Source organism: Pseudoalteromonas sp. GB43 (assembly GCF_054923805.1).
Window position 1 is genome coordinate 78,129 of record NZ_JBPCHJ010000001.1, and the last position, 20,637, is coordinate 98,765.

Annotated in this window: 18 protein-coding genes and 2 pseudogenes; 3 read left to right on the plus strand and 17 right to left on the minus strand. The window is 37.0% G+C overall.

The features are described from left to right. Entirely contained in the window at positions 1-1,974 is a 1,974-nt protein-coding gene (locus ACRWSG_RS00420) for a response regulator (RefSeq protein WP_462165326.1), read from the minus strand. Positions 1,975-2,151: 177 nt separating this feature from the next. Between ACRWSG_RS00420 and ACRWSG_RS00425 the strand changes: the two genes are divergently transcribed. After that, the gene (locus ACRWSG_RS00425; RefSeq protein WP_462165327.1) at positions 2,152-3,045 is read left to right on the plus strand and encodes a gluconeogenesis factor YvcK family protein; all 894 of its coding nucleotides are present in this window, start codon (positions 2,152-2,154) and stop codon (positions 3,043-3,045) included. Here ACRWSG_RS00425 and ACRWSG_RS00430 read toward each other — a convergent pair. After that, complete coding sequence (locus ACRWSG_RS00430; RefSeq protein WP_054553841.1) at positions 3,010-3,342, minus strand: Hpt domain-containing protein; 333 nt, start codon at positions 3,340-3,342, stop codon at positions 3,010-3,012. The genes ACRWSG_RS00425 and ACRWSG_RS00430 overlap by 36 nt on opposite strands. A 20-nt stretch (positions 3,343-3,362) precedes the next feature. On the opposite strand from ACRWSG_RS00430, the gene ACRWSG_RS00435 reads away from it, so the two are divergent. After that, on the plus strand, positions 3,363-3,494 hold the full coding sequence (locus tag ACRWSG_RS00435; RefSeq protein ID WP_462165328.1) for a hypothetical protein: 132 nt from the start codon (positions 3,363-3,365) through the stop codon (positions 3,492-3,494). Between the two features lie 163 nt (positions 3,495-3,657). Then, positions 3,658-4,398: a glycosyltransferase family 4 protein gene (locus ACRWSG_RS00440; protein ID WP_462165329.1), complete on the plus strand. Its 741-nt coding sequence runs from the start codon at positions 3,658-3,660 to the stop codon at positions 4,396-4,398. On the opposite strand, the gene ACRWSG_RS00445 is transcribed toward ACRWSG_RS00440, so the two are convergent. The 15 genes and pseudogenes from ACRWSG_RS00445 to ACRWSG_RS00515 form a co-directional block, all read right to left on the minus strand. Beyond that, positions 4,367-5,815 carry a sigma-54-dependent transcriptional regulator gene (locus tag ACRWSG_RS00445; protein WP_166340141.1) on the minus strand — a complete coding sequence of 483 codons (1,449 nt, stop codon included), beginning with the start codon at positions 5,813-5,815 and terminating at the stop codon, positions 4,367-4,369. The two genes, ACRWSG_RS00440 and ACRWSG_RS00445, sit on opposite strands and share 32 nt — an antisense overlap. Before the next feature lie 100 nt (positions 5,816-5,915). Further along, a complete protein-coding gene (locus ACRWSG_RS00450) occupies positions 5,916-7,262 on the minus strand; it encodes a SpoIIE family protein phosphatase (protein WP_462165330.1) in 1,347 nt (448 codons plus the stop codon). A gap of 119 nt (positions 7,263-7,381) precedes the next feature. After that, positions 7,382-8,086, minus strand: coding sequence for an AAA family ATPase (locus ACRWSG_RS00455; protein ID WP_054553837.1), 705 nt, complete (start codon positions 8,084-8,086; stop codon positions 7,382-7,384). Further along, on the minus strand, positions 8,083-10,149 hold the full coding sequence (locus ACRWSG_RS00460) for an SLBB domain-containing protein (protein WP_054553836.1): 2,067 nt from the start codon (positions 10,147-10,149) through the stop codon (positions 8,083-8,085). Before ACRWSG_RS00460 ends, ACRWSG_RS00455 begins: the two co-directional genes overlap by 4 nt. Before the next feature lies 1 nt (position 10,150). Continuing rightward, positions 10,151-10,702, minus strand: a complete 552-nt coding sequence (locus tag ACRWSG_RS00465) for an OmpA family protein (RefSeq protein WP_462165331.1) — start codon at positions 10,700-10,702, stop codon at positions 10,151-10,153. Beyond that, positions 10,650-11,009 carry a hypothetical protein gene (locus tag ACRWSG_RS00470; protein ID WP_462165332.1) on the minus strand — a complete coding sequence of 120 codons (360 nt, stop codon included), beginning with the start codon at positions 11,007-11,009 and terminating at the stop codon, positions 10,650-10,652. The genes ACRWSG_RS00465 and ACRWSG_RS00470 overlap by 53 nt, the downstream gene beginning before the upstream one ends. An 8-nt stretch (positions 11,010-11,017) precedes the next feature. Further along, positions 11,018-11,338: pseudogene (locus ACRWSG_RS00475) on the minus strand (STAS domain-containing protein). Between the two features lie 158 nt (positions 11,339-11,496). Further along, a complete protein-coding gene (locus ACRWSG_RS00480) occupies positions 11,497-13,332 on the minus strand; it encodes a sugar transferase (RefSeq protein ID WP_462165333.1) in 1,836 nt (611 codons plus the stop codon). 9 nt (positions 13,333-13,341) lie between these two features. Then, the gene (locus tag ACRWSG_RS00485) at positions 13,342-14,304 is read right to left on the minus strand and encodes a glycosyltransferase (protein WP_462165334.1); all 963 of its coding nucleotides are present in this window, start codon (positions 14,302-14,304) and stop codon (positions 13,342-13,344) included. Beyond that, positions 14,276-14,419 (minus strand): hypothetical protein, encoded by a 144-nt coding sequence (locus ACRWSG_RS00490; RefSeq protein ID WP_462165335.1) that lies wholly within the window; start codon positions 14,417-14,419, stop codon positions 14,276-14,278. Before ACRWSG_RS00490 ends, ACRWSG_RS00485 begins: the two co-directional genes overlap by 29 nt. After that, on the minus strand, positions 14,416-15,891 hold the full coding sequence (locus tag ACRWSG_RS00495; RefSeq protein WP_294408498.1) for a GumC family protein: 1,476 nt from the start codon (positions 15,889-15,891) through the stop codon (positions 14,416-14,418). The genes ACRWSG_RS00490 and ACRWSG_RS00495 overlap by 4 nt, the downstream gene beginning before the upstream one ends. A 153-nt stretch (positions 15,892-16,044) precedes the next feature. Further along, positions 16,045-17,169, minus strand: a complete 1,125-nt coding sequence (locus ACRWSG_RS00500) for a glycosyltransferase family protein (protein ID WP_462165336.1) — start codon at positions 17,167-17,169, stop codon at positions 16,045-16,047. Continuing rightward, positions 17,166-17,876: an acyltransferase gene (locus ACRWSG_RS00505; protein ID WP_138617710.1), complete on the minus strand. Its 711-nt coding sequence runs from the start codon at positions 17,874-17,876 to the stop codon at positions 17,166-17,168. Before ACRWSG_RS00505 ends, ACRWSG_RS00500 begins: the two co-directional genes overlap by 4 nt. Continuing rightward, a pseudogene (locus ACRWSG_RS00510) lies at positions 17,869-19,232 on the minus strand (O-antigen ligase family protein). The gene ACRWSG_RS00505 and the pseudogene ACRWSG_RS00510 overlap by 8 nt, the downstream one beginning before the upstream one ends. Beyond that, complete coding sequence (locus ACRWSG_RS00515) at positions 19,216-20,631, minus strand: lipopolysaccharide biosynthesis protein (protein ID WP_462165337.1); 1,416 nt, start codon at positions 20,629-20,631, stop codon at positions 19,216-19,218. The pseudogene ACRWSG_RS00510 and the gene ACRWSG_RS00515 overlap by 17 nt, the downstream one beginning before the upstream one ends. Between the last annotated feature and the right edge of the window lie 6 nt (positions 20,632-20,637).

The window sequence follows — 20,637 nt, forward strand, 5'->3', positions numbered from 1 at the left end:
TTATTGGCTGAATAAAATACGTAAAGCACGATTTAAATCATGAAATCTGATTGGTTTAGTAAGCACTTTGTCCATTCCTGCTTCTAAACAAGCGCTCTTATCTTGTTTAGAAGCATTTGCAGTTAACGCCACAATAGGTATGGTGAGGTTTAGTTTCTCGCGCATGTACTTAGTTGCACTTATTCCATCCATAACCGGCATCATCATATCCATAAGAACCAAATCAAAAGTACTTGCTTGCACTTTTTCAATTGCCTGCTGGCCGTTATCTGCAAGTGTTACATGATGGTTAAGTTTTTCTAGGAATGTCTTAATTAACACCTGATTCGTTTTATTATCTTCTGTTACTAAAATAGAAATCGGCTCAAGTGACTGTTCTTGTTCCTGTGTGTGAGTGGTCTCTTTTACCAAGGTAAAGGGTATCACTATCGTAAATTTAGTGCCTACGTTAGGCTCACTAACAACAGTGATAGTTCCTTTCATAAGATCGACCAGACTTTTTGTAATACTCAGCCCAAGACCTATCCCTTCAGCTTGCCTGTTTACACCATCATCATGTTGTTTGAAAGCGTCATAGATTGTCTCAAGTTGAGACTGAGACATACCTTGCCCTGTATCCGATATCTCAAAAATAAGTTCTTTTTCGGTACTATCAACTTTAAAATTAACAGTACCAACTTTAGTAAATTTAATCGCATTATCTAAAATATTAAATAGGATCTGTCCAACGCGAGCACTATCTATATCGATAGTTTTAGGTAATCCCGTTTTTATTTCAGATGAAAAAATAACGCCCGTGCTTTGGCTTGTTTCTAAGAATTGAGAAGCGATATTTTTAACCAATGTATAAATGTCTGTCGCTTTGACATCAAGTTGCAGTGAGCCACTTTCGATTTTTGAAAAATCTAAAACATCGCTTATCAGATCTAGAAGAAGGTCTGCACTAGTATTAGCGTAATTTAACCACCTACTCTGTTTTTCATTTAACTCAGAGTCAGCGAGTAGTTCTAACATGCCAACAATGGCGTTCATTGGGGTTCTTATTTCATGCGACATAACAGTTAAAAATTGCGATTTTGCAAGACTGGCTTCTTCAGCCTTGTTCTTCGCTAGATTAAGTGCATACTCTCTATCTTTATTTACTGTTATATCTTTTGCAATACCCATATAGCCTTTGAAATGGCCATTTGCATCATATTGCGGTTTACCACTAAAAGACACCCAAGCTTGAGGTGATGAATTTATCTCAAATTCAAAATCTATAAATTCATTTTGTTCTGACAATAAGTGTTTAAATTGAGACCACTTTTTTAACTGCGTTTGTTCATGTTCAGTTATTACATCGTCAAATGTTTTATTCAGGAAATGCCTTTTGTATAGATTGTTTGCTACGTTTGAGGTTAATACGTTTGTAAACAGATTATTTTCTGTGGTTTTCCAAAACCATTCACTGGCAAAGTCATTAAATAGATTTGAAAGCTCAGCTAAACGGCTTAATAGTGAAGTCGAATGAAATTTTTGCCTGTTAAGCCTCGTTTGATGTTCTAATTGATGTGCAACTTGTTGAAGTAAAATTTGTAATGGCATTGATTCAAGTTCGTTAAAACAAGCTCCTGGTTCAATAGATAAAAATACCAGGCATTGAGCTTTACCAAATCCTGTTTGTACTTGAAAGACTAAAGCACTCTCTACATTGCTTGGGGTTCTAAACATGCTGCTATTGTTAATCTCAACCCATAACATTGAGTCATCAATCAAAGCATCAATAAACAATGTTTCTTCAAAATCGAAATACTTCATAGTACGCATTTCGACTGATGCTTTATTGTTTTCAATATTAATTAAACAAAGCTCATTAAAACTAAAATAAGGATTCAGTAAAACTTGAAGTTCTTTTTTAACAGTTTGATTTTCTGTTATTCCATTAAACTGTCTTAGCACAATTGGTAATTGCTCTAAGTTAATACCCGCCATGGCTTTTCCTATCAAAAATTGCATCGCATAATGCAAATATAGAAAAAAGAATTAGATTCATCCATATATTTTTTAAAAAATTATCGATATTTCATCATATTAGCTAAATCTTAAAAATGGTATGCCTTATGCTTTTAATTGGTATGAACTAATTAGGGTGAATCAAATGAAAATTGTATGTATTGGTGGTGTCACGGCTTATCTCATATGCTTAGTGCAATTAGACCACATTGCGCAGAACTCACTGCAATTGTCGCAACAACTGATAATGGTGGTAGTACAGGAAAACTAAGAAATAGTCAGGGGGGCGTTGCTTTAGGTGATATAAGACGTTGTTGCCTACAACTTGCCGATGATGACTCATTAGTACATAAAGTATTTCACCATCGCTTTGAAGGCGGTGAGTTAGATGGTCATAGTTTAGGTAATTTAACACTGCTAGGGTTATCACAACAAACTAACTCTGCGACTCAGGCAATTGCTTGGTTCAATGCGATGTTGGGCAATTCTGAAACCATTTTGCCAATGTCTGATGAGCCAACCGATTTATTAGCTGTTTTACCAAACGGTGAAAAAATTATTGGTGAATGCCAGATAGACTCGCTAACTCAGTTACCTGACTATGTCACTCTATCTCAAAATGTAAATGCGGCTCCAGGTGCTGTTGAAGCAATACATAATGCTGACTTAATTTTAATTGGTCCTGGTAGCCTAATAACCAGTGTCATGCCAGCTATGCTTGTAGAAGATATCGCTCAAGCAATTAACATGACTTCAGCGTGTCGAGTGTTTATAGAAAATATTGCAAAAGAAACAAGTGTAATTAAATCATTAGATTTAAAACCCGTTGATTGGCTTGAAAGTATGCTGGGATATTCATTTTGTGATTTAAGTATTTCACACGACGCACTTAGCGAAATTGTTTCACATTTTGATGATGTGATTAAAACACCAAATCAGCAACATGATATTGAACAACTTAGTACTGTTTTTGGTGAGATACTTAAAATGCCATTAATTTTGGAGGCTGATAAATCAAGCCGAACTGATCAAGCTATTTCCATGCTTTAGTGTTAGTGAAAATTGATCTTGCAGTGTCTCGATTAAATCATGCAATTCATGATCGAATTGTTCAGCTTTGGCTTTGTGCTCAATTTGTTCAGCAATAGAACCTACAGAAAGCGCGCCATAGCTTCGGCTACTGCTTTTCAGACTATGAGCATTTAAAGAAATAGTTGCTTGTTTTGTTGTATCAGCAATATCGTTAACAATTTGTGTGGATTCAGTTAGGTACACTTGTAGTAGCTGTTTTGCTAGGTCTTCACCAACATCCTGTTGCAATTGTGCAAATGTAGCAGTATCTATCATGTTTTTTCCTTGGAGTAGATATGAAGTACAGTGTTATTTTATTTGTAGATTCAAGCATCATTGGCGGCATCGAAAGCCATATCATTGCCCTATGCAATTTGCTTGAACAATATAATATTAAAAGCTCAGTTTTGTTTTATCAAGAATCATAATAACATCGCATTTTACAATCGTTTAGATAATGCAAATATTGACTACCAATTTGCGGGCGGAAGTTTTTTTGATTTTTACAGAATTATCAAAGGGTTACCATCCAGTTCGTTACTTCATACTCATGGTTATAAAGCAAGTATATTAGGCAAGCTCGCTTGCTTAATGCAAAGTCGCCGTTGTATATCTACTTATCATGCCGGTGAGCAAGGTCAGGGACTCGTTTATTTATATAACAGGCTTGATAAGCTTTTAAGCTACTTTTCATTTAATTTTGCCGTTTCAGATATTCTTTCAAAACAGATTTACAAAGCAGAACTACTGGAAAACTTTATCAGTTTGAATAATAAATCTAAGCACTCAATAAACATTGAGAGAGAGCCAATTAACGTTGGCTTTGTTGGCCGCTTATCTTACGAGAAAGCCCCTGATATATTTATTGAGACTGCTAAACAGTTTTCATCTGAATATCTTAATTTTCATATGTTTGGTGATGGACCAATGGCAAGTGAATTAGATTTAACAGCAATAACTTATCATGGACAATGTGAGCCAGAACAAATATGGCCACATTTAGATGTATTGGTTGTTTGTTCAAGGGCCGAAGGTTTACCTATGGTTGTCCTTGAAGCAATGTCTAATGGTATACTAGTGATTTCTGCACCTGTTGGCCAACTTGTGAAAACCATTGAACATTTAAAAAATGGCTTACTAATGACTGATTCAAGCACTGATGCATTAGTAAACCAATTAAATTACTTACGATCACTCAGTGCTGAACAAAAGCGCAACATGCTCAAGAATGCTAAGCAATTAGTTGAGCAACGTTTTTCAGGTAAACAGCAATTTGAACAATTAAATAAGGTTTATACCGCTAGCTTACCTGCATTTCCTCCCAACTCTTGATTTTTCTGTAAAGTGTTGAAGGACTCACATCTAACAAGGCCGCTGCTTTTGGAATATTGTTATCACAAGCATCGATAGACTGTTCTATATAGCGTTTTTCAACTAACCAAAGGGGTTCTATATCTGACTGAGAAAACTCTGCTGGTTTTTCATCAATTGAAATTATTTCTGAAGATATAGGCGTATTATCCTCAAATTGTGTTTTAACCCTATGACTTGGTTCAGAAGCTGCCGTTTCGACTGACTGGTTTTGGCTATGAGGTAAAGCAGGGATCATATTTGTTTCTATATAATCCTCATTGTGAAGTACGAGAATATTTCTAATTGTATTTTCTAGCTGTCGAACATTACCCGGCCAACTGTATTTTAAAAACATGTTTTTAACAGCATCAGACATGCCCCTGTAACTACGCCCTTCCTCTTTACTAATTTTTTTGAATAAGGCATCAGCTATCTCAATAACGTCTCTGCCACGTTGATTAAGAGGTGGTAAAGTGACAGGAATAACATGTAAACGATAATATAGATCCTCGCGGAAACGCCCTTCTTTAACCTCAAGCAAAGGATCACGATTTGTTGCACAAACAAAACGTACATCAACTTTAACCTCTTTTTCACTCCCTACTTGCTGATAACAACCAGTTTGAATAAAGCGCAAGAGTTTACTCTGAAGATTAATATCCATTTCGCAGAGCTCATCTAAAAATAAAGTTCCTCCATCAGCTTGGCCGGCAGCCCCTTCACGGTTTGCAATGGCCCCTGTAAATGCGCCTTTTAAATGTCCAAAAATCTCACTTTCAATTAAATCTTTAGGAATTGCGGCACAATTCAAAGCAACAAAGGGTTTATTTGCACGCGGAGATGCTAGGTGCACTGCACGGGCACATAATTCTTTTCCTGTACCACTTTCACCAGTAATAAAAACAGTTGCTTTGCTTGCTGAGGCAGATTTAATAATTTGGTAAACAGATTGCATTTCAGCAGAGCTGCCAATCAAATCAAAGTACTGTCCATTCTCATAGGTACTTTTGTATGTTTTTACGGTTTGCTTTAAGTCTTTTAGTTTTAATCCGTTATTTACAGTGATCCGAAAACGATCCGCTTCAATGGGTTTTTCTAAAAAGTCACTCGCACCTAATTTAATTGCTTTAATGGCCATTTCTTTTGTTGCATGGCCTGTTAAGACAATTACCTGCGGAGAGTTCTCAGCATTTAATGATGATAAAATATCAAGGCCATTCATATCCGGCAGCATGACATCTAATATGATCAGGTCTGGTTGAAATTCTTCTAAAGCAGCTATCGCCTGCTCGCCGGTGTAAGCGATGCGCGTATTTACACCCGTGGGTATTAAGTATGACTGGTACATTAAAGCCAGTGACTCAGTATCTTCAACAATGAGAATTTTAGGTGGCATTGGTATGTCCTTATTTTAATAGCTGTTGAGATAAAGTGATTATGATACAAAACCTTACTAATAGCTTAGTGTGAAATCGCTCAGTTTGTAAACTCAAACTTTAGTGTTTGTTGATCACAATGAGTGATGCATCATCAACTTCTTCAGATAACTTCACTTGACTGGCTTGCCATAAACCATATGCAAAATCTTCATTGTAGAGTTTGTTTGCGTTTAATTTCGATACTATTTGATCCACTTCATCTAAGTGCTGGTTATCTAACCAGCCATCTGTAAAGATTAATATGTGCTCAACCTCAGCTAGTTCATATTGGTAATGCTTAAATTGATGTTGATCATTAAGGCCAAGCAAAGGATCTGTGCCAACTAGCTGCTCTAAACGACCTTGTTTATTAATAACACAAGGCGCAGGATGACCCGCATTGAACCAATGTAAACGGTTATCTTCGATATAAATTATCAACAAGGTTACTAAGCTTGATTTACATAAGCGCTGCTCAGAAAGGGCTCTATTCAACATAGGTAGTACGGTCTCTAAAGGGATCTCTGTTGCTAAACAACCACTTAAAAAACCTTTAATAGCAAAGCTCTCTTTTAAAGCGACTAGACCATGTCCCATCATATCGCCAATTACCACGGCGTTGCTATGCTGGTGGGGATACAAACAAAAATCTCCCCCCATTTGGCTTATAATTGAGCCAAAATTATAAGCGTTATACGTTTCTAACTCACGTTTGGTTGGTGCTCTGTCCTCATTAACAAAGTACTTTAAAGCAGAGAACCGATGAACAATTCTTTCAATACTTTGCAGTAATCTAGTTTTGGTAACAGGTTTAACTAGATAATCATCAACGCCGAGCATATTAATTCTTTTTATCAACTCTTCACTGTCATCCCCCGTGAGCATAACAACTGATAAATTAATTTTTAGATTTGACTGGTTTAGTCGTTTTAATAGCGGCTCACTCGTACCATTTTTAAGCTTGTGGTCTAACAGTAAAATCGTCGCACCTGAGGTAAGGATCTCTTGCCAACCTGATTCAATGTCTTCGCAACAAATTACTTGAAAATGTTCAGATAAATAGGCTTTAAGCAGAGCCAATTGTGACTTATCATCATCAATGTATATCAATGTTGGCCGCTTATCGATATTGTTTAAACAGAAAGAAAATGTATTAAATTGATGATGAGTATTATAGCTAGCATTAGGAAAATAATGCTTGATAAGCGCAACCCCCATCCCCCCTTCAACAAGCTCACCACTGTCTATTTCCCAATTTGATGAGTGATTATTAAAAATATCATAACTTTTAAATGAATCTTTAAATTCAATTCGTAACTGCTGGTTTGATACTTTAAATATACTAAATAACAAAGGCTTATCATTTTTCTTTGTGTGGCGTAGTAAATTAGTTAAATACTCGGTTGCTACAAACGTTTGCAGCATCAATGTCTTGGTGCTTGACACTAATTGCAGTAAGGATATGTTTTAAAACATGCCGTATCTCACTCACTATCGGCCAATCTAGCGTATAACTCTTTTGATAAAGGCAGTCCATTTGTCTCTCAATATGCAGTAAACAACCAACGTTGTTTAATTATTTTATTTATTAGGTAATTAGAAAGTTTAGGCCATTTATGTTGGCGCGTTTTAAGTGACTCAATCAAACGTGTACCCAGTGGAGCAAAGTTATGCTGTGCGACTACAATTTTAATCTCAGTCAATCCTGCTTGCTCTAGATTTGTAATGCCATGGCACAGTGCTTCTTCATCATTTAAACCTAATGAAACAGTCAAAAATGTCATGTCAGTACATAAGCTTAGCGCATGTAATGGTACATTGCCTCGATTACACTTAAGTGCTGGGCTCATATCAATAAACACATAGTCATATTCTTGTTTTATTCGTTCAATTGCATCGTTTAGGATTGATTTGTTTTTAACTGATTCCAGCTCATTTAGATGCTGCATAGTTAAAATATCAACGTGATCTGTGCTAATAATATTCAATTGACAACTTATATCACTAAAGCACCATGGCCCAACGTCAGTACTTTGGTTCTGATCAAGTTTAAAAGGCGAAATTGGGTTCAAATCAATGATCAAAACTTTTTTTGATTGATTGCATAGTCTTGTTGCAACGCTAGTACATAAGGAAGTTGAACCCTCACTTCCTGTTAAAGATATAAAACAAATACAGCGAGCTTTAAGGTTATCAATTTCATTACAAACTGCTTCAAGCTCTTGGTATTGAGAAGGTATCATTTTCATAGGCCCACCACTAAAGCGATTACTGTTATGAAGTCGAGAAAGTTAGATTTAAATTGGCTAATTAAATCCTGACCTTTATCTGGCACATAAAGCGTATCGCCGGCACGTAACACAGGGATATACGCTGAATTCGGATTCTTAACAAACTCTTCTAAATCAAATACACGAGACTGCTCTTTACAGCATGAATGATTAACCACCACAATTTTGTCTATGAGTGCAGAGCTTGATGGACCGCCTGCTTCTGCTAGTACGTCAAGTACCGTCATAGTGTCATCAAAGCTGTAACGACCAGGCTTTTCAACAGCCCCCATAATACGCACTACTTGCTCTTTAGGGGTACGTAACCAATCTTTATCTTTTTCAGGAATGTAGATGGTATCGCCTGGTAAAACGTGTGGAAAGAGTGTTTCATCGCCTGTTTCAAAATAAAGTGCGAGGTTTAACTTACTAACCTTTGCAGTGTTTCCATTACGATGGGTAATACGAATATTACGTAAATCTGCATTATCTGTAGGACCATCAGCCGCGGCTAAAATATCAATAAAATGCATATTGGTATTAAATGCATAGCGACCAGGAGAACCAACTTGCCCCATTATATAAATAGATTTACTTGATTCTTGGCGGATCCATTGCGATTTATTATCAGCAGGATCAACTGGCAGTTCCTCAACAATGATAGTGTCGCCAGCAATCAAGTTGGGTAATTCATAGTTTCCTGCATCATTAATTGTATACTGCTCTAAATCGAAACGTTTAGTGACTTCACCGTTACGAACGATCTTTATATCATTGATATTTGCGCCTTTAGTTGGCCCGCCTGCATGCGCAAGTAAATCTGTGAAATCCATTTCGGGACTCCATTCATAACGGCCCGGTGATTGGATTGCGCCGATAATTTTAATTGCGCGTTTTGGTGGCACTTTCAACCAACTTTTTTCATTTTGGTCAGTCTTTTCTGGAACAAAAATCACATCTCCTGGGTTTAAGTTAGGCACTTTTACAGTCACAATTCCTTCACTGTAGCCTTGCAGATCGAATAAAATACTTTCGCCCGATGGCGTTAAAATCTTAATCTGGCGAGTTTCTGCAAAGCGAGTCGGCCCGCCGGCATTCGCAAGAATATCTAAAAAGCTGGTACTATCGCCGGCCTCATAAGCACCCGGCTTTTGTACTTCACCCATGATGTAGACGGTACGTGATGTAGTGTTTACATCATCAACCATGATAGGCACGTAAATCGTAGAACCAGCTTTTAATGCAGGCATTGTATCGTTGTTAGGTTTATCCAAATACGCTTTTAGGTCAAAAACAACAGGTGTTTTGTCTACGATAACGCGAATTTTGGTTACATCTGCGTAGCGAGTTACGCCTTCAGCTCGCATCAATGCATCTAATACACTCATATTTTCTTTGAATGAAAAACTACCTGGATTGTGGACTTCACCAAGTAAGGTGATTGCACTGTTATCGCTGGCATCACCGGATGCACTTAATGTTTGCGCATCAAAATCGATTTGTACATTGCCTAATAGTGGTGATACAGGTACGAATACTGTGTCGGCACTTTGTAATTGGGGTAATAAGTCAATGTTGCCTGAATCTAAATAGGCTTTGTAATTGAATTCTATTACATCGTTACCGCGACGAATTTGTAGTCTGTCTAGCTGTGCCCCTGGTTTCAAGCCACCTGCACGTGCAATGACCATTTGGATATTACCATCACGGGGAATACTGACTTGAGATGGGTCGTTCACATAACCCATAACATTAATAAAAATATCTCTAGAACGAATTTCGACATAAAAATCGTCCATCGCAACATAGACTTCGCTTAATGCAGCACGTAGTTGCTGTTCAATTTCAGCAAGTTCAGCGCCAGTTACTTTAATCTTACCAAGCTCAGGTAAAGTGATGGTGCCATCTTTGGCAACTTCAAATGGTTCATCAAACTCTACTTCACCCGGTAAGTATAAATATATTTTGTTTCCGACTTGAACTTGCTCTGCAACAGCGAGTGTTGAGAACATAAGTAAGCATATTAAAATTAATTGTTTCATATTATTGCCCCTTAGGACCATTTAAAACTTTGGTCCAACTGGATAATGCATGTACTTTTTTGTTCGTATCTTTGTCAGTAATATCAATAACTATCGCTTCTACACGTCTATCTGAGTGGCGTTTAGCATTTGAGTCGGGCTCATTGCTATAAGGTGATAAACTACCTTGTGTGAGCGTTGTAATCGTAGCTGGATTAACCCCGTAAATTCCTAACCAATGTTTAACCGTCTCTGCACGTTTCAATGCTAATTCATAGTTATTGGTTTGTTGCCCGCTAATATCTGTATGCCCTACTAGTAATAAATTGATTTTATCTACTTGTTTTATTAAGTCAGCCGCTTGTGATAATCGAGAGATGTATTTAGGTGTTACTTGAAAGTCATTAAAAGAGAATTGATTGTCACTATTTAGCAGCTCAGTGATCTGCTCTTTCAATGATGCAGTCATCACCTGCTCATTTTCCGTTGGGTCAGCACATTGCGTCATCGCATTAACTGTTTCAAAGTGTTTTGATAACTGGTTTAGGCCGTGGTAATGGATCGAAAGAATCATGCTCTGCGTCTTCCCACATTTGGGCTGCGATTAAACGACGTATACGATTTTCATAAATTTGAGCTTTAAGCAATTGAGCGGGCATACATTGTTTGATGCCTTGAGCTTTCAACAAATCTAATTTCAAAACGTGATGTTCAAACTCACTCAAAACCACTGTTTCTTGTGTATCGTAAATAAGCTCATTTTGTTCATCGGTTAATGGGTAATTTTGGTATTTTTCGGCCCAGCCTCCTTGTCCTTCATCAGGCCAAGAAGCACATCCGCCAATTATAATCAGTAAAACTGTTATTAGTATGTGCTTCATAACTCACCTCACGCGATGTCAGCTTGCTCAATGAATGGGATGGTTTTATCTACTCTTAGTAAACTCATTAATTTATGTGGTTGACCTGAAACGTTCAGTAAAGAAAGCTTTTGGCCTTTTTTCTCAATTCGTTTATATAAAAATACCATGGCACCAATACCTGAGGAGTCGATGAAGGTGGTGTCACTAAAATCCAGAACCACATTTAATTGTTCACTCGTGGCTACCGTTTCGAACTAATCTTTGAAGCTATCGACTGCTAAGCCAGAGAAATCATTTGGTAAAGTGATGAATGTGGTATTTGCATCAGATTTAGTTGTATTAGTCATGATTTTCTACCTTTAAGATGGTTTGGTTAATCTTACTGTTACAACTTAAATGCCAGAATATAAGATCTTGATAATTTTAAGTTTTTATTTACTTTGTGCATAATGCAATTAATTTATAGTAATTAATTTGCATTATGCAACTGATTTTGACCATAAAACTATTGGCCTTTTCCTGTAAAAACAACCATTAGCGTTTTGACAATTATTGAGCATTCTAATTTTAGCCATGCTAATGGCGTAGACATACTAAGTGAATAGGCATAATCCCAACCAATTTTACTGCGAGCATCTTCTATTGATTCGTCGTAGCCATTCATTACTTGGGCAAGACCCGAAATACCAGGTTTTACGCCATAAGTTCGTTGACAAAAATAAGGGATATTTTTTTCTAACTTTGCATAGAAAACTGGACGCTCTGGTCTTGGACCAATTAATGACATATCCCCTTTAAGAACGTTTATTAATTGCGGTAACTCATCAATACGCGTTTTTCTCATAAATCTGCCAATAGGAGTAATTCGTGGATCATCCTTACTCGCCCATACGGCACCTGATTTTAATTCAGCATCAACAACCATAGAGCGAAACTTATATACATTAAATAATTTGACAAAGTCATCTGAGCTTTCACCGACACGAAGTTGGCTAAAAATAATCGGGCCTTTAGAAGTCAATTTAATTGCGATAGCGGCAAATAAACAAATGGACCAAACGAGAGCGATTGCAACTAACGCACCGATAACATCACAGCCACGCTTTATAACCTTCACAACCGACTTACCAGATATCTCATAAGAAGAACGATTCACATTGTTATCCCTCACACGTCGCCAAGGGGCATTAAAGTACCCTAGCTCGTAGCGTATAATTCCATATAAAGACAGAAAATAACTGTTTAAAATATAGTTTACTTTATCCAAAATGGGTACGCGTATTTTAATATTAAAAACACTCTTTAACAGCTCAACACCGTGTAAGCTTAAAATGCCTATGGCTAAAAACACTGCCCATGTGGTTTTCATGAATGCAGCTTCGAATAAAATACACAAGTAGATACACGCTAAGATAATCGGCATCACGCCGCGCAGTACTTTATGCGAAAAAAAGTTTAAACTCGTCCAACCAAGTTGAGGCTTTAGAAGCTGTTTTAGGGACTTAATTTGTTGCCAGTTCCCTGCTCCAAGGCGGATACGACGTTTGTAGTCTTCTTGTTGTAAATCGCATTCACGCTCATAAATAACAACGTCTTCATCTAATACTGCCTTACCACCTTGTGCAAGCGCATTCATAGATAAAATAAAGTCATCATTAATAGTGTTATCATCAAGCTCTATTGCCGATGTTGAACGCATCGCAAACATGGCACCAGGCACACCAATTACTGCACCTAGCTCGGACTCAGATAGTTTTACTTGATTTTGATACTTCCAATATGCTTTTTGTGCATCTGGAGCCCTATCATCAAGTGTGTACACTCCCGTAGAAATTGCAACTTTTGGATTACTAAATTTATCGGCGACCTTATTTAAAGCATCAATGCTCAATAGCGCACTCACGTCAGTGAACAATAAAATATCATTTTGAAATTTTGCTAACCCCATTAATGTATTTAATCCATGCACTTTACCTTTGTTCTCTTCCCTGACATGGAAAAAACATTGCACACCATGGCTCAATAAAACACGTTGAGCCTCATAAGCTCTGTTTACCGTCGCATCTGTGCAACCATCAAAATAGACATGTATGCTGTAATGATCATTGTCATATAACAATGAGGCTAAGTTATGTAACTTTTCTGCTATGTGGTCTTGTTCGTTATACGCGCACATTAAAATACCAATATTTGGCTGATAGGTTTTAGGGTCAGCCTTGCTATTTTTGTGTTTAGATTTGTGACTTTTTGCAGCCCAATTAACCATGATTGGATATCCAACATGGTGGTAAATTGCAACGAATACTAATACTAAAAATACGATACTGAAAATTGTCATCATAGCCTCCCATCACGCTAACGCTGTGTATAAATTGTCATATTGACTGCTCATGGTCCGTGCATCAGCAACAGCAATAGCATGATGACGAATAGGATTTCCGTTTGGTAATTGCAAAGTACGTAATATTGCAGGGGCAATTAGCTTGTAGTTATTTGCTGCAATCAACTCCCCCTCTTTATCAGTTACAACTTCGTGAATACCACCTACATCAGATGCGACAATAGGTACTCCACATGCCATCGCTTCAATGATAGACAGGGGCAGACCTTCTCGTTTCGAGTAGAGACACATAACATCGATGCTAGAGTAAAAAACTCTCATGTCGTGTATGTTTCCTAAGAAATGTACTCGCGATTTTAAATCATAGCTTTCAACAGCTTTGTGGAGTAAATCTCTCTGGTCACCATCGCCTGCAAATACAAGGTGATAATTCTCAGGCAAATAAATGAGAGCATGTATTAAGTCTTTATGCCCTTTACCTTCAATTAGTCGGGCTGCACACCCGATCAACTGAACATTTTCTGGTAAGTTTAACTGCTGGCGTGCACATGATTTATCTATTGCTTTAAATTGCTCGCAATCAATACCATTTAAAATTGTCTGTTGAGGTATGATTGACGTTTTTGATTGAAACTCATTGGCTACGATGTTTGCATCTGCTACCCAATGAATATGTGTTAATAAGTTAAGAGCTCTGGTGAAGAAACGTTGCTTAATATTGTTTAAATACCAAGCATCATGAATAGTCGAAACATGGCGAATACGCTTAGTTGTTAATGAACACACAATACCAGCGTACAGTAATGGACCTATATGATGACTATGAATAATATCTATTTGCTGCTCTTTTATAAGCGCCTTTAATTTTTTTATAACCGAACCTTTAAAGCCAGGTGCTTTATTTAAACAAAAAACACTGCTTTTATAATTGCTAAGTTCCGGATCATTGTTTGATTGCTGACTCCTTATCACCTTCTAACGAGACGATGATGGTTGTTTGGCTATATTGACTATTCTTTAATAGCGTAATTGCCATTTTTTCTAGACCGCCAACTTCTAAATGCTGTACTAAGTGCATTACCTTCATAAAGGTTCTCCTTCAATATGCTTGTTAGATGCACTGCTGTTTATAATTGGCAGGACAGTTACTACGTGTGCATTACTAAGCTTTTCAATAGTTTGAATATCTTTTAGATGGCTGTCGCAAAGTGAAGCAACAAATACACTTGCTCCACCTGTAAACATTCCAAGCACAACTCCAATCACGATTGTCATGACTAAAGAGGTATTGATTGGTTGCGTTGGGCTATAGGCGCGTTCAATTGTTTTTACTTTGTCTGGGCCTTCATATTTAACAAGTTTTCCTGTTACTTTTGCCATTTCGTATCGGCTTAACATATCTTTGTACAACGATTGTTTAACTTCGTAATCTCGTTCTAATTTTCTTAGCTGTTTTTCTACATCGCTGGTAATTAATAATCTCTCGCTTACCTCTTTTACCTGTTCTTCTAGCATTGCAAATTCTTGTTCCTGTTGAAGCAGGCTATTTTTAGCCTCTTCCAAGGCAAGCAGCTGAGAAACCAATACACTGGATTCTTTATTTTCACCCGAAGGTAAGGTATTAACCATTTGCCAAAGTTGATCTAAATTCGAGGTATCTAAATCTTCGCTTGATTCAAGTAATGACTGCTGACGCGCTTTTAAGTTTTTTAAAGTACGTGTTTTTTCAATAACTTTACTGTGCTTATCTGTATAACGAGTGCGCAGTAGACTTAATTCAGATTCTGTACGAATAATTTTTTCTTCTAACTTCCCTAGGATTGGATTAGCTTGCCCTACTTTATTTTTTAGTGCATTGAGCTTTGCTTTAGCACCAGAAAGAGCAATTAATTTCTGCTGTTTTTCCGATAATAATTTATCGAATGTTTCGCGGTTGCTATGTAAAACCGTTGGTAATGTATTGCTATTTTGGCTTTTAAATTTAGCAAGAGATTCTTCAGATACTTCTAACTCTTGGCGTAACCCTTCAAGTTGTTGAAAGAAAAATTGTTCTGACGTATCTAAAGAGGCTTTAGTTGGCGCAAGTAAGCGTTCAATAAATTTCTCTACCACTTTTTCAAGTACAGGTTTCATTTGACTTTGGTCGTGCCATATAAAGTTTATACGCACTAATTCATCGCCGATTAATGACAAAGAGAGAGCTTTAGAGAGCTTTTGATGAATTTCTTCAACTTGTTTTGGCGTTGCATCTTCTGCGATTAAATTAGTTTCCTTAGCGACAGCAATAAGTACTTTTCTGCTTATAACTAAAGTTCTAAGTGCTGCCATACGATCTGATAACTGAAATGAAAAAGACAGATCATCTAGGTACGGATTTAAAAGTGCAGATTCTTCAATCAAAATGGTTGCGTGGTTGGTATATTGTTTTTGAGCAGTCAGCCCCATGAAAATAACAACAAGAGGCACAATGCAAAACGGAATAATAAAAAGCTTAATACGCGTGTAAAGCGCATAAAGCCCTAAATATATTAATCGTTTGATTTGCTCTTTAACTAACATGGAGTTACCTATTGCTTTGCAATTTGCAAAAAAATGCAGTTATATTTGCATTTTGAAAAAAATAAATTGCGATAATTTCAATTAGTTATTCTGTTGCAGATCTTGTTCCAAAAATAAAAAAAGCTGCGTTAATGCAGCTTTTAATAGATGAAGTTAACCAAGCCCTAGCTCATCACTTATTTGTAGCGCCTTAACTTGCCAACTGTGATTTTTTGCGTAATCAGCTTGAGTTTGTCGCCAATTAAGCTTTTGCTCATCGCTTATGCTAATGGCATAGTCCACACGCTCAATGAAGGCATTCATAGAGTCTGCGATCAGCACAGCCTCTTGATAGGGTCTCACTGCAGCAAAATTAGTTGAAACAATGGGGGTTCCTGTCGCTAGATACTCCTTAAGTTTAAGCGGATCGCATGCTCTAATTTGCGCGTTATCAACAAATGGGAGAATCGAGACATGCCAATGTTGAGAAAAAGTAGCAAGTTTATGGTGCTCTACTGCGGGTACATGGGACACATTGTTAAGGGATAATAATGAATCAAAATTTTCAATAATGTTACCAATTAACATTATTTGGTATTGATGTTGTTCAAGTGCCAGTTTTTGCAAAAGCTCTATGTCGAGCCACGCATTTAAAGAACCATAAAAGCCAATAACTGGTTTATTTATATTACTAAGTTCAACTGCCTTCTGCTTTTTATTATTAAATAAATCAAAGTCAACACCATGAGATAACAGCTTAACTTTATGCTTTGGCATTTTGCTAGAAAGAAATTCACTTACTACATAAATGAGGTCGGCTTTAAGAATAAGCTCTCTCTCTAGTGGTTCAACCATTAAATGATCAACACCCGCTAAAGCCGAAAAGTCATCGCCACAATAATAAACAATCTTGTCTATGGGACGTAAATTAATAAGGTATATGGCAGTAGGAACACTAACCCAATAGATAATTGGTTCATTATCAACAAAAGGCTTTTTATTAAAAATCCATTTATTAAATGCTTTTACAAGCTTATTGTCATGCCAAGGTAAAATCGGCAAAGTATGATCTTTAAGTTTGCTGTGCTTGTCTGCAGATTCTTCAGTATGCCTCTTTTTCAACACTAACGATTTTAGTTTGTAAAAAACTCTTTTTACATCCAGCAACTTTATTGTTGGCTTTCGCATACCGATTGAATTTATCCATACAATATCATGGCTTTTCGCTAATTCTTTAAAGATATGTTGAGTACTGCTTGGATGGCTTTGCCAATCTTCACCAAAAACGATAAATTTCATGACTCTGACTCCAGCTTCTTAACAACTTTCGCAGGGTTTCCTGCCACAATCGTATTTGCAGGTACATCTTTTGTAACAACACTACTTGCTGCAACTATTGCGCCCTTTCCTACTGTTACGCCAGCAAGGATTGTCGCCCCCGTTCCAACCCAAGCCCCTTGCTCTATAATAATGTCTCCGACTTGCGAATCATCATCAGGCTCACCTAAAGCGCGCCTTTGCGAGTTTAAAGGGTGGCCTGGAAAACCAGCTAAAAAAACCCGTCCAGCAAGCCTAACATCATCTTGCAGAACAATTTTACCAGCCACAGAGAATGAGTTTTGCCAACCAATATCGACATTATTACCAATGATAAGTTGCGATTTGTTTAACCCATGACTACGACCACAAAAAGTGCTAATACCACTAATACGAGAATTATCTTGGCACGTTATATCTAGCTGCCCTAAAATTTGTGGCATACCAGAATAAAGATATAAATTGCGTTTTGAACCTTTAATTTGGCTTTTAAAAATTGGCGTAAAATAGAAGATACGTAATAGTTCACTGAAAATTGTTTTAACAAGTAAATGCAGTTTGTATAGGCATGTATGGAAACCTGGTATTACAAACATTTGCGGATTGCGAATGAGTTTTGCAATTTGAAAAAGTGACTTTGCAAAAGGACTGTCACTTGATTTTAACCACTGTTTTAAATTCTCAGTCATAATGCCTTTCCTTTTGTTTATCTATAACAAGCTTTTCAAGAGCAATAGTTAACGCCAAGATGATGTATATAGGCCAAGTAAAAGCTTGAGTTAAAAAGGTTCCTGACACCATAAAGCCTATCAGCCCGCCTTTAAGTGCTTTCGCATTCACTGCTATTTTTTCATCGTTAAGCTGTTTATTTATCAAGAAAACACGGTTTAAACTTCGGTAAATACATGTGATCAGGGCAATGAATATGAACATCCCAACAATGCCTGTTTCGCCAAGTACTTGAAACCATGTACTGTGTACTGCATGATTCTTGCCATCCCAATGTGGACTATAGAAAAAATAATTCGCGACAAAATTATTTACACCTACCCCAGTCAATGGATTAGACAGCGCCATGTTAATTGCCGCATGCCAAGCATAGATACGTCCATTGCAGACTCATCGACACCATCTTCATGAGCACCACCACTTTGTCTATCTGATATCCCTGCAAAAACAATCATCGCGAGCATTCCGACAGCACCTATACAACCAACAATGATTGGATTTTTAATTTTTTGATAGATAAAAAAGCTTAATACTGCTGCAATCCCCAGTAATCCCCCACGACTTTGAGTAGCAATAACGCCACTAATCGCAACTATTAGACAGATGAGTGCTATAAAACGTCTTATTTTATGGGCGCTACTATCAAAAACTTCAGCTGCAAGAAAAGACACTGGGAACATCATGACAAGTGATAAATCATTCGGGTCACCGAGTTGTGAGCGAAGTTCTCGCGAAATAGTCACACGAGTTCCTTCAACAAGACCGATCCCATTCATTTTATTACTTAAGGCTACAAGCGCGATGGCTGAGCCTGAAATCATAATACCAATGCGGATAACATTAAAATGTTGTAGAGAAGTCATCCACCATGAAATTGCAAACACCATTATGAGCACTTTAATCAACACACCTGACCAATACTCAAGCGCTAAACCACGGTTAGCCGCACTGAATACGCAAATAGTTAACCAAATAAACCAAGCAAAAAATATAAGGTGATTTGTATGCCAATGAGGCTTTAATTTCTGCGAAATAAATAGATGCCATGCAATCCCTAAAAGAGATGCTAATGCCAAGAGCTTAGGAATTTTTAATGGCATCAAAACAGGAAATGCTTCGTGTAGCCTAAAATAACTAAAAAGAATAAATAAGATAATAAATGCAACACTGACTTTCACTGCTGTAAACGCTGCAAAAGGAAGTAGTAATAAAGCAAAAACGGCGATAGGACCTAGTAGCGAGTAAGTCGAAATAACCAGTACGGTGACAACAATACCATTTATTACAAGTTGATTTTGCTTATAGTAATTGAGCATATTTACGATCCTCTACCGTTTTTTTGATAACTCGTAAAATGATGCTCTTGTACTGATTAATAAATACAAAAATGTACGTTAACAGGACACCTAATTGTAGAATTAAATTGCCAGGCATAAACGAAATACCCGCTATGATCAATAAAGCAAGCCAACTAGGAGCAAGTGAAGATAGTTTAAAAGTTAGTGGAACAAACTGTTGGCTAGTTAAGTAAAAACATAACAGTTTAAAGCTCTGCATAATAATTAAAGATAAAATCGCTCCTTCTACAGCAAACATTGGCACCAGAAGATATAAAAGGCTCAGACCGACTAATGCAGTTAAAAGATTAATAATGGGTACCGAGATCCCATTCTTATGCGTATAACAACCAATATTCAAAATATCGCTATGGTGCCTAATAGCAACCACAACAATTAACAATACTAACCAGTGCTCGTTGCCGTGGTAATTATCAGGTAACACTAAATTTAAAGTGATTGGAGCAAGAACAGACATCACTACGCAAAGCGCTAAACCAACATTCAAACAGAGAATGGCTTTACTTTCGTATTCAGATTTATTGTTTTTAACTAGGCTAAAACGTTTAGCAAACCACCAAAGGCGTATAGGCTCAAACGTAAACGAAGTTAATACTGCAAACTGCGCCGCCACGTAGTAATTCGCTAACAATGTCTCATCAAAGTTTGCAACAATAAACCAATTTTCAGCGCCGTTTCCGGCATAAATAAATAAACTAGAGATAACAATAGAAATGATAAAAACAGTCTGTTTACCTTGTATTCGCCAAGAAAACTCTGAATAACTTACATTAATAACCTTTAAAATATCAAAATAGCTAATACATACAATAAGTAAACTACTCACTACCCCCGACACCATAACTCCAGTGATACTGAAACCTAAAAATAGTAAGGTAATCGTTAATGTTGTTTGGACTAAAGCATGAGAAATGCATAAATAACAATATGTTCTCGCTTTATTAGTCAAGCGGTAATAAATGTACGGAATACCAATTAGCGCCGATAGTACAAGGTTAACAATTAATAGCCTTAAATCTAGAGGATCAACTTTGGCCGGTAACTGATGTGCTATTTGCTCAGAAAAAATCAAAGAACAACCTGCAAAGAGTAAACTAAATATAAAGGTTGTTATTACCGCGTCACGAAACAGAGCAAGTTTTTCAGTATGAGTATTGTACTGTTGTTTAAGTAAAAGCTCTGGTAAGCCTATTGATAAAATAAGCGAACACAGCGCAGAAACAGTTACTAGAAAATTTAACTGACCAAACTCTACTTGACTTAGGAATCGTGTGCTAATTGGTAGCAATAAAAAGCCTAGTCCTTTTACTGATAATACTGCGACGGCAAAATAACCTATTTGTTTTAGATTACTCATAACTGT

Bases quoted from the DNA above. Each gene is read 5' to 3' on its own strand.
- ACRWSG_RS00420 (WP_462165326.1), bottom strand. From the start codon at position 1,974: ATGGCGGGTATTAACTTAGAGCAATTACCAATTGTGCTAAGACAGTTT.
- ACRWSG_RS00425 (WP_462165327.1), top strand. From the start codon at position 2,152: ATGTATTGGTGGTGTCACGGCTTATCTCATATGCTTAGTGCAATTAGA.
- ACRWSG_RS00430 (WP_054553841.1), bottom strand. From the start codon at position 3,342: ATGATAGATACTGCTACATTTGCACAATTGCAACAGGATGTTGGTGAA.
- ACRWSG_RS00435 (WP_462165328.1), top strand. From the start codon at position 3,363: ATGAAGTACAGTGTTATTTTATTTGTAGATTCAAGCATCATTGGCGGC.
- ACRWSG_RS00440 (WP_462165329.1), top strand. From the start codon at position 3,658: ATGCAAAGTCGCCGTTGTATATCTACTTATCATGCCGGTGAGCAAGGT.
- ACRWSG_RS00445 (WP_166340141.1), bottom strand. From the start codon at position 5,815: ATGCCACCTAAAATTCTCATTGTTGAAGATACTGAGTCACTGGCTTTA.
- ACRWSG_RS00450 (WP_462165330.1), bottom strand. From the start codon at position 7,262: ATGCTGCAAACGTTTGTAGCAACCGAGTATTTAACTAATTTACTACGC.
- ACRWSG_RS00455 (WP_054553837.1), bottom strand. From the start codon at position 8,086: ATGAAAATGATACCTTCTCAATACCAAGAGCTTGAAGCAGTTTGTAAT.
- ACRWSG_RS00460 (WP_054553836.1), bottom strand. From the start codon at position 10,149: ATGAAACAATTAATTTTAATATGCTTACTTATGTTCTCAACACTCGCT.
- ACRWSG_RS00465 (WP_462165331.1), bottom strand. From the start codon at position 10,702: ATGATTCTTTCGATCCATTACCACGGCCTAAACCAGTTATCAAAACAC.
- ACRWSG_RS00470 (WP_462165332.1), bottom strand. From the start codon at position 11,009: ATGAAGCACATACTAATAACAGTTTTACTGATTATAATTGGCGGATGT.
- ACRWSG_RS00480 (WP_462165333.1), bottom strand. From the start codon at position 13,332: ATGATGACAATTTTCAGTATCGTATTTTTAGTATTAGTATTCGTTGCA.
- ACRWSG_RS00490 (WP_462165335.1), bottom strand. From the start codon at position 14,419: ATGAAGGTAATGCACTTAGTACAGCATTTAGAAGTTGGCGGTCTAGAA.
- ACRWSG_RS00495 (WP_294408498.1), bottom strand. From the start codon at position 15,891: ATGTTAGTTAAAGAGCAAATCAAACGATTAATATATTTAGGGCTTTAT.
- ACRWSG_RS00500 (WP_462165336.1), bottom strand. From the start codon at position 17,169: ATGAAATTTATCGTTTTTGGTGAAGATTGGCAAAGCCATCCAAGCAGT.
- ACRWSG_RS00505 (WP_138617710.1), bottom strand. From the start codon at position 17,876: ATGACTGAGAATTTAAAACAGTGGTTAAAATCAAGTGACAGTCCTTTT.
- ACRWSG_RS00515 (WP_462165337.1), bottom strand. From the start codon at position 20,631: ATGAGTAATCTAAAACAAATAGGTTATTTTGCCGTCGCAGTATTATCA.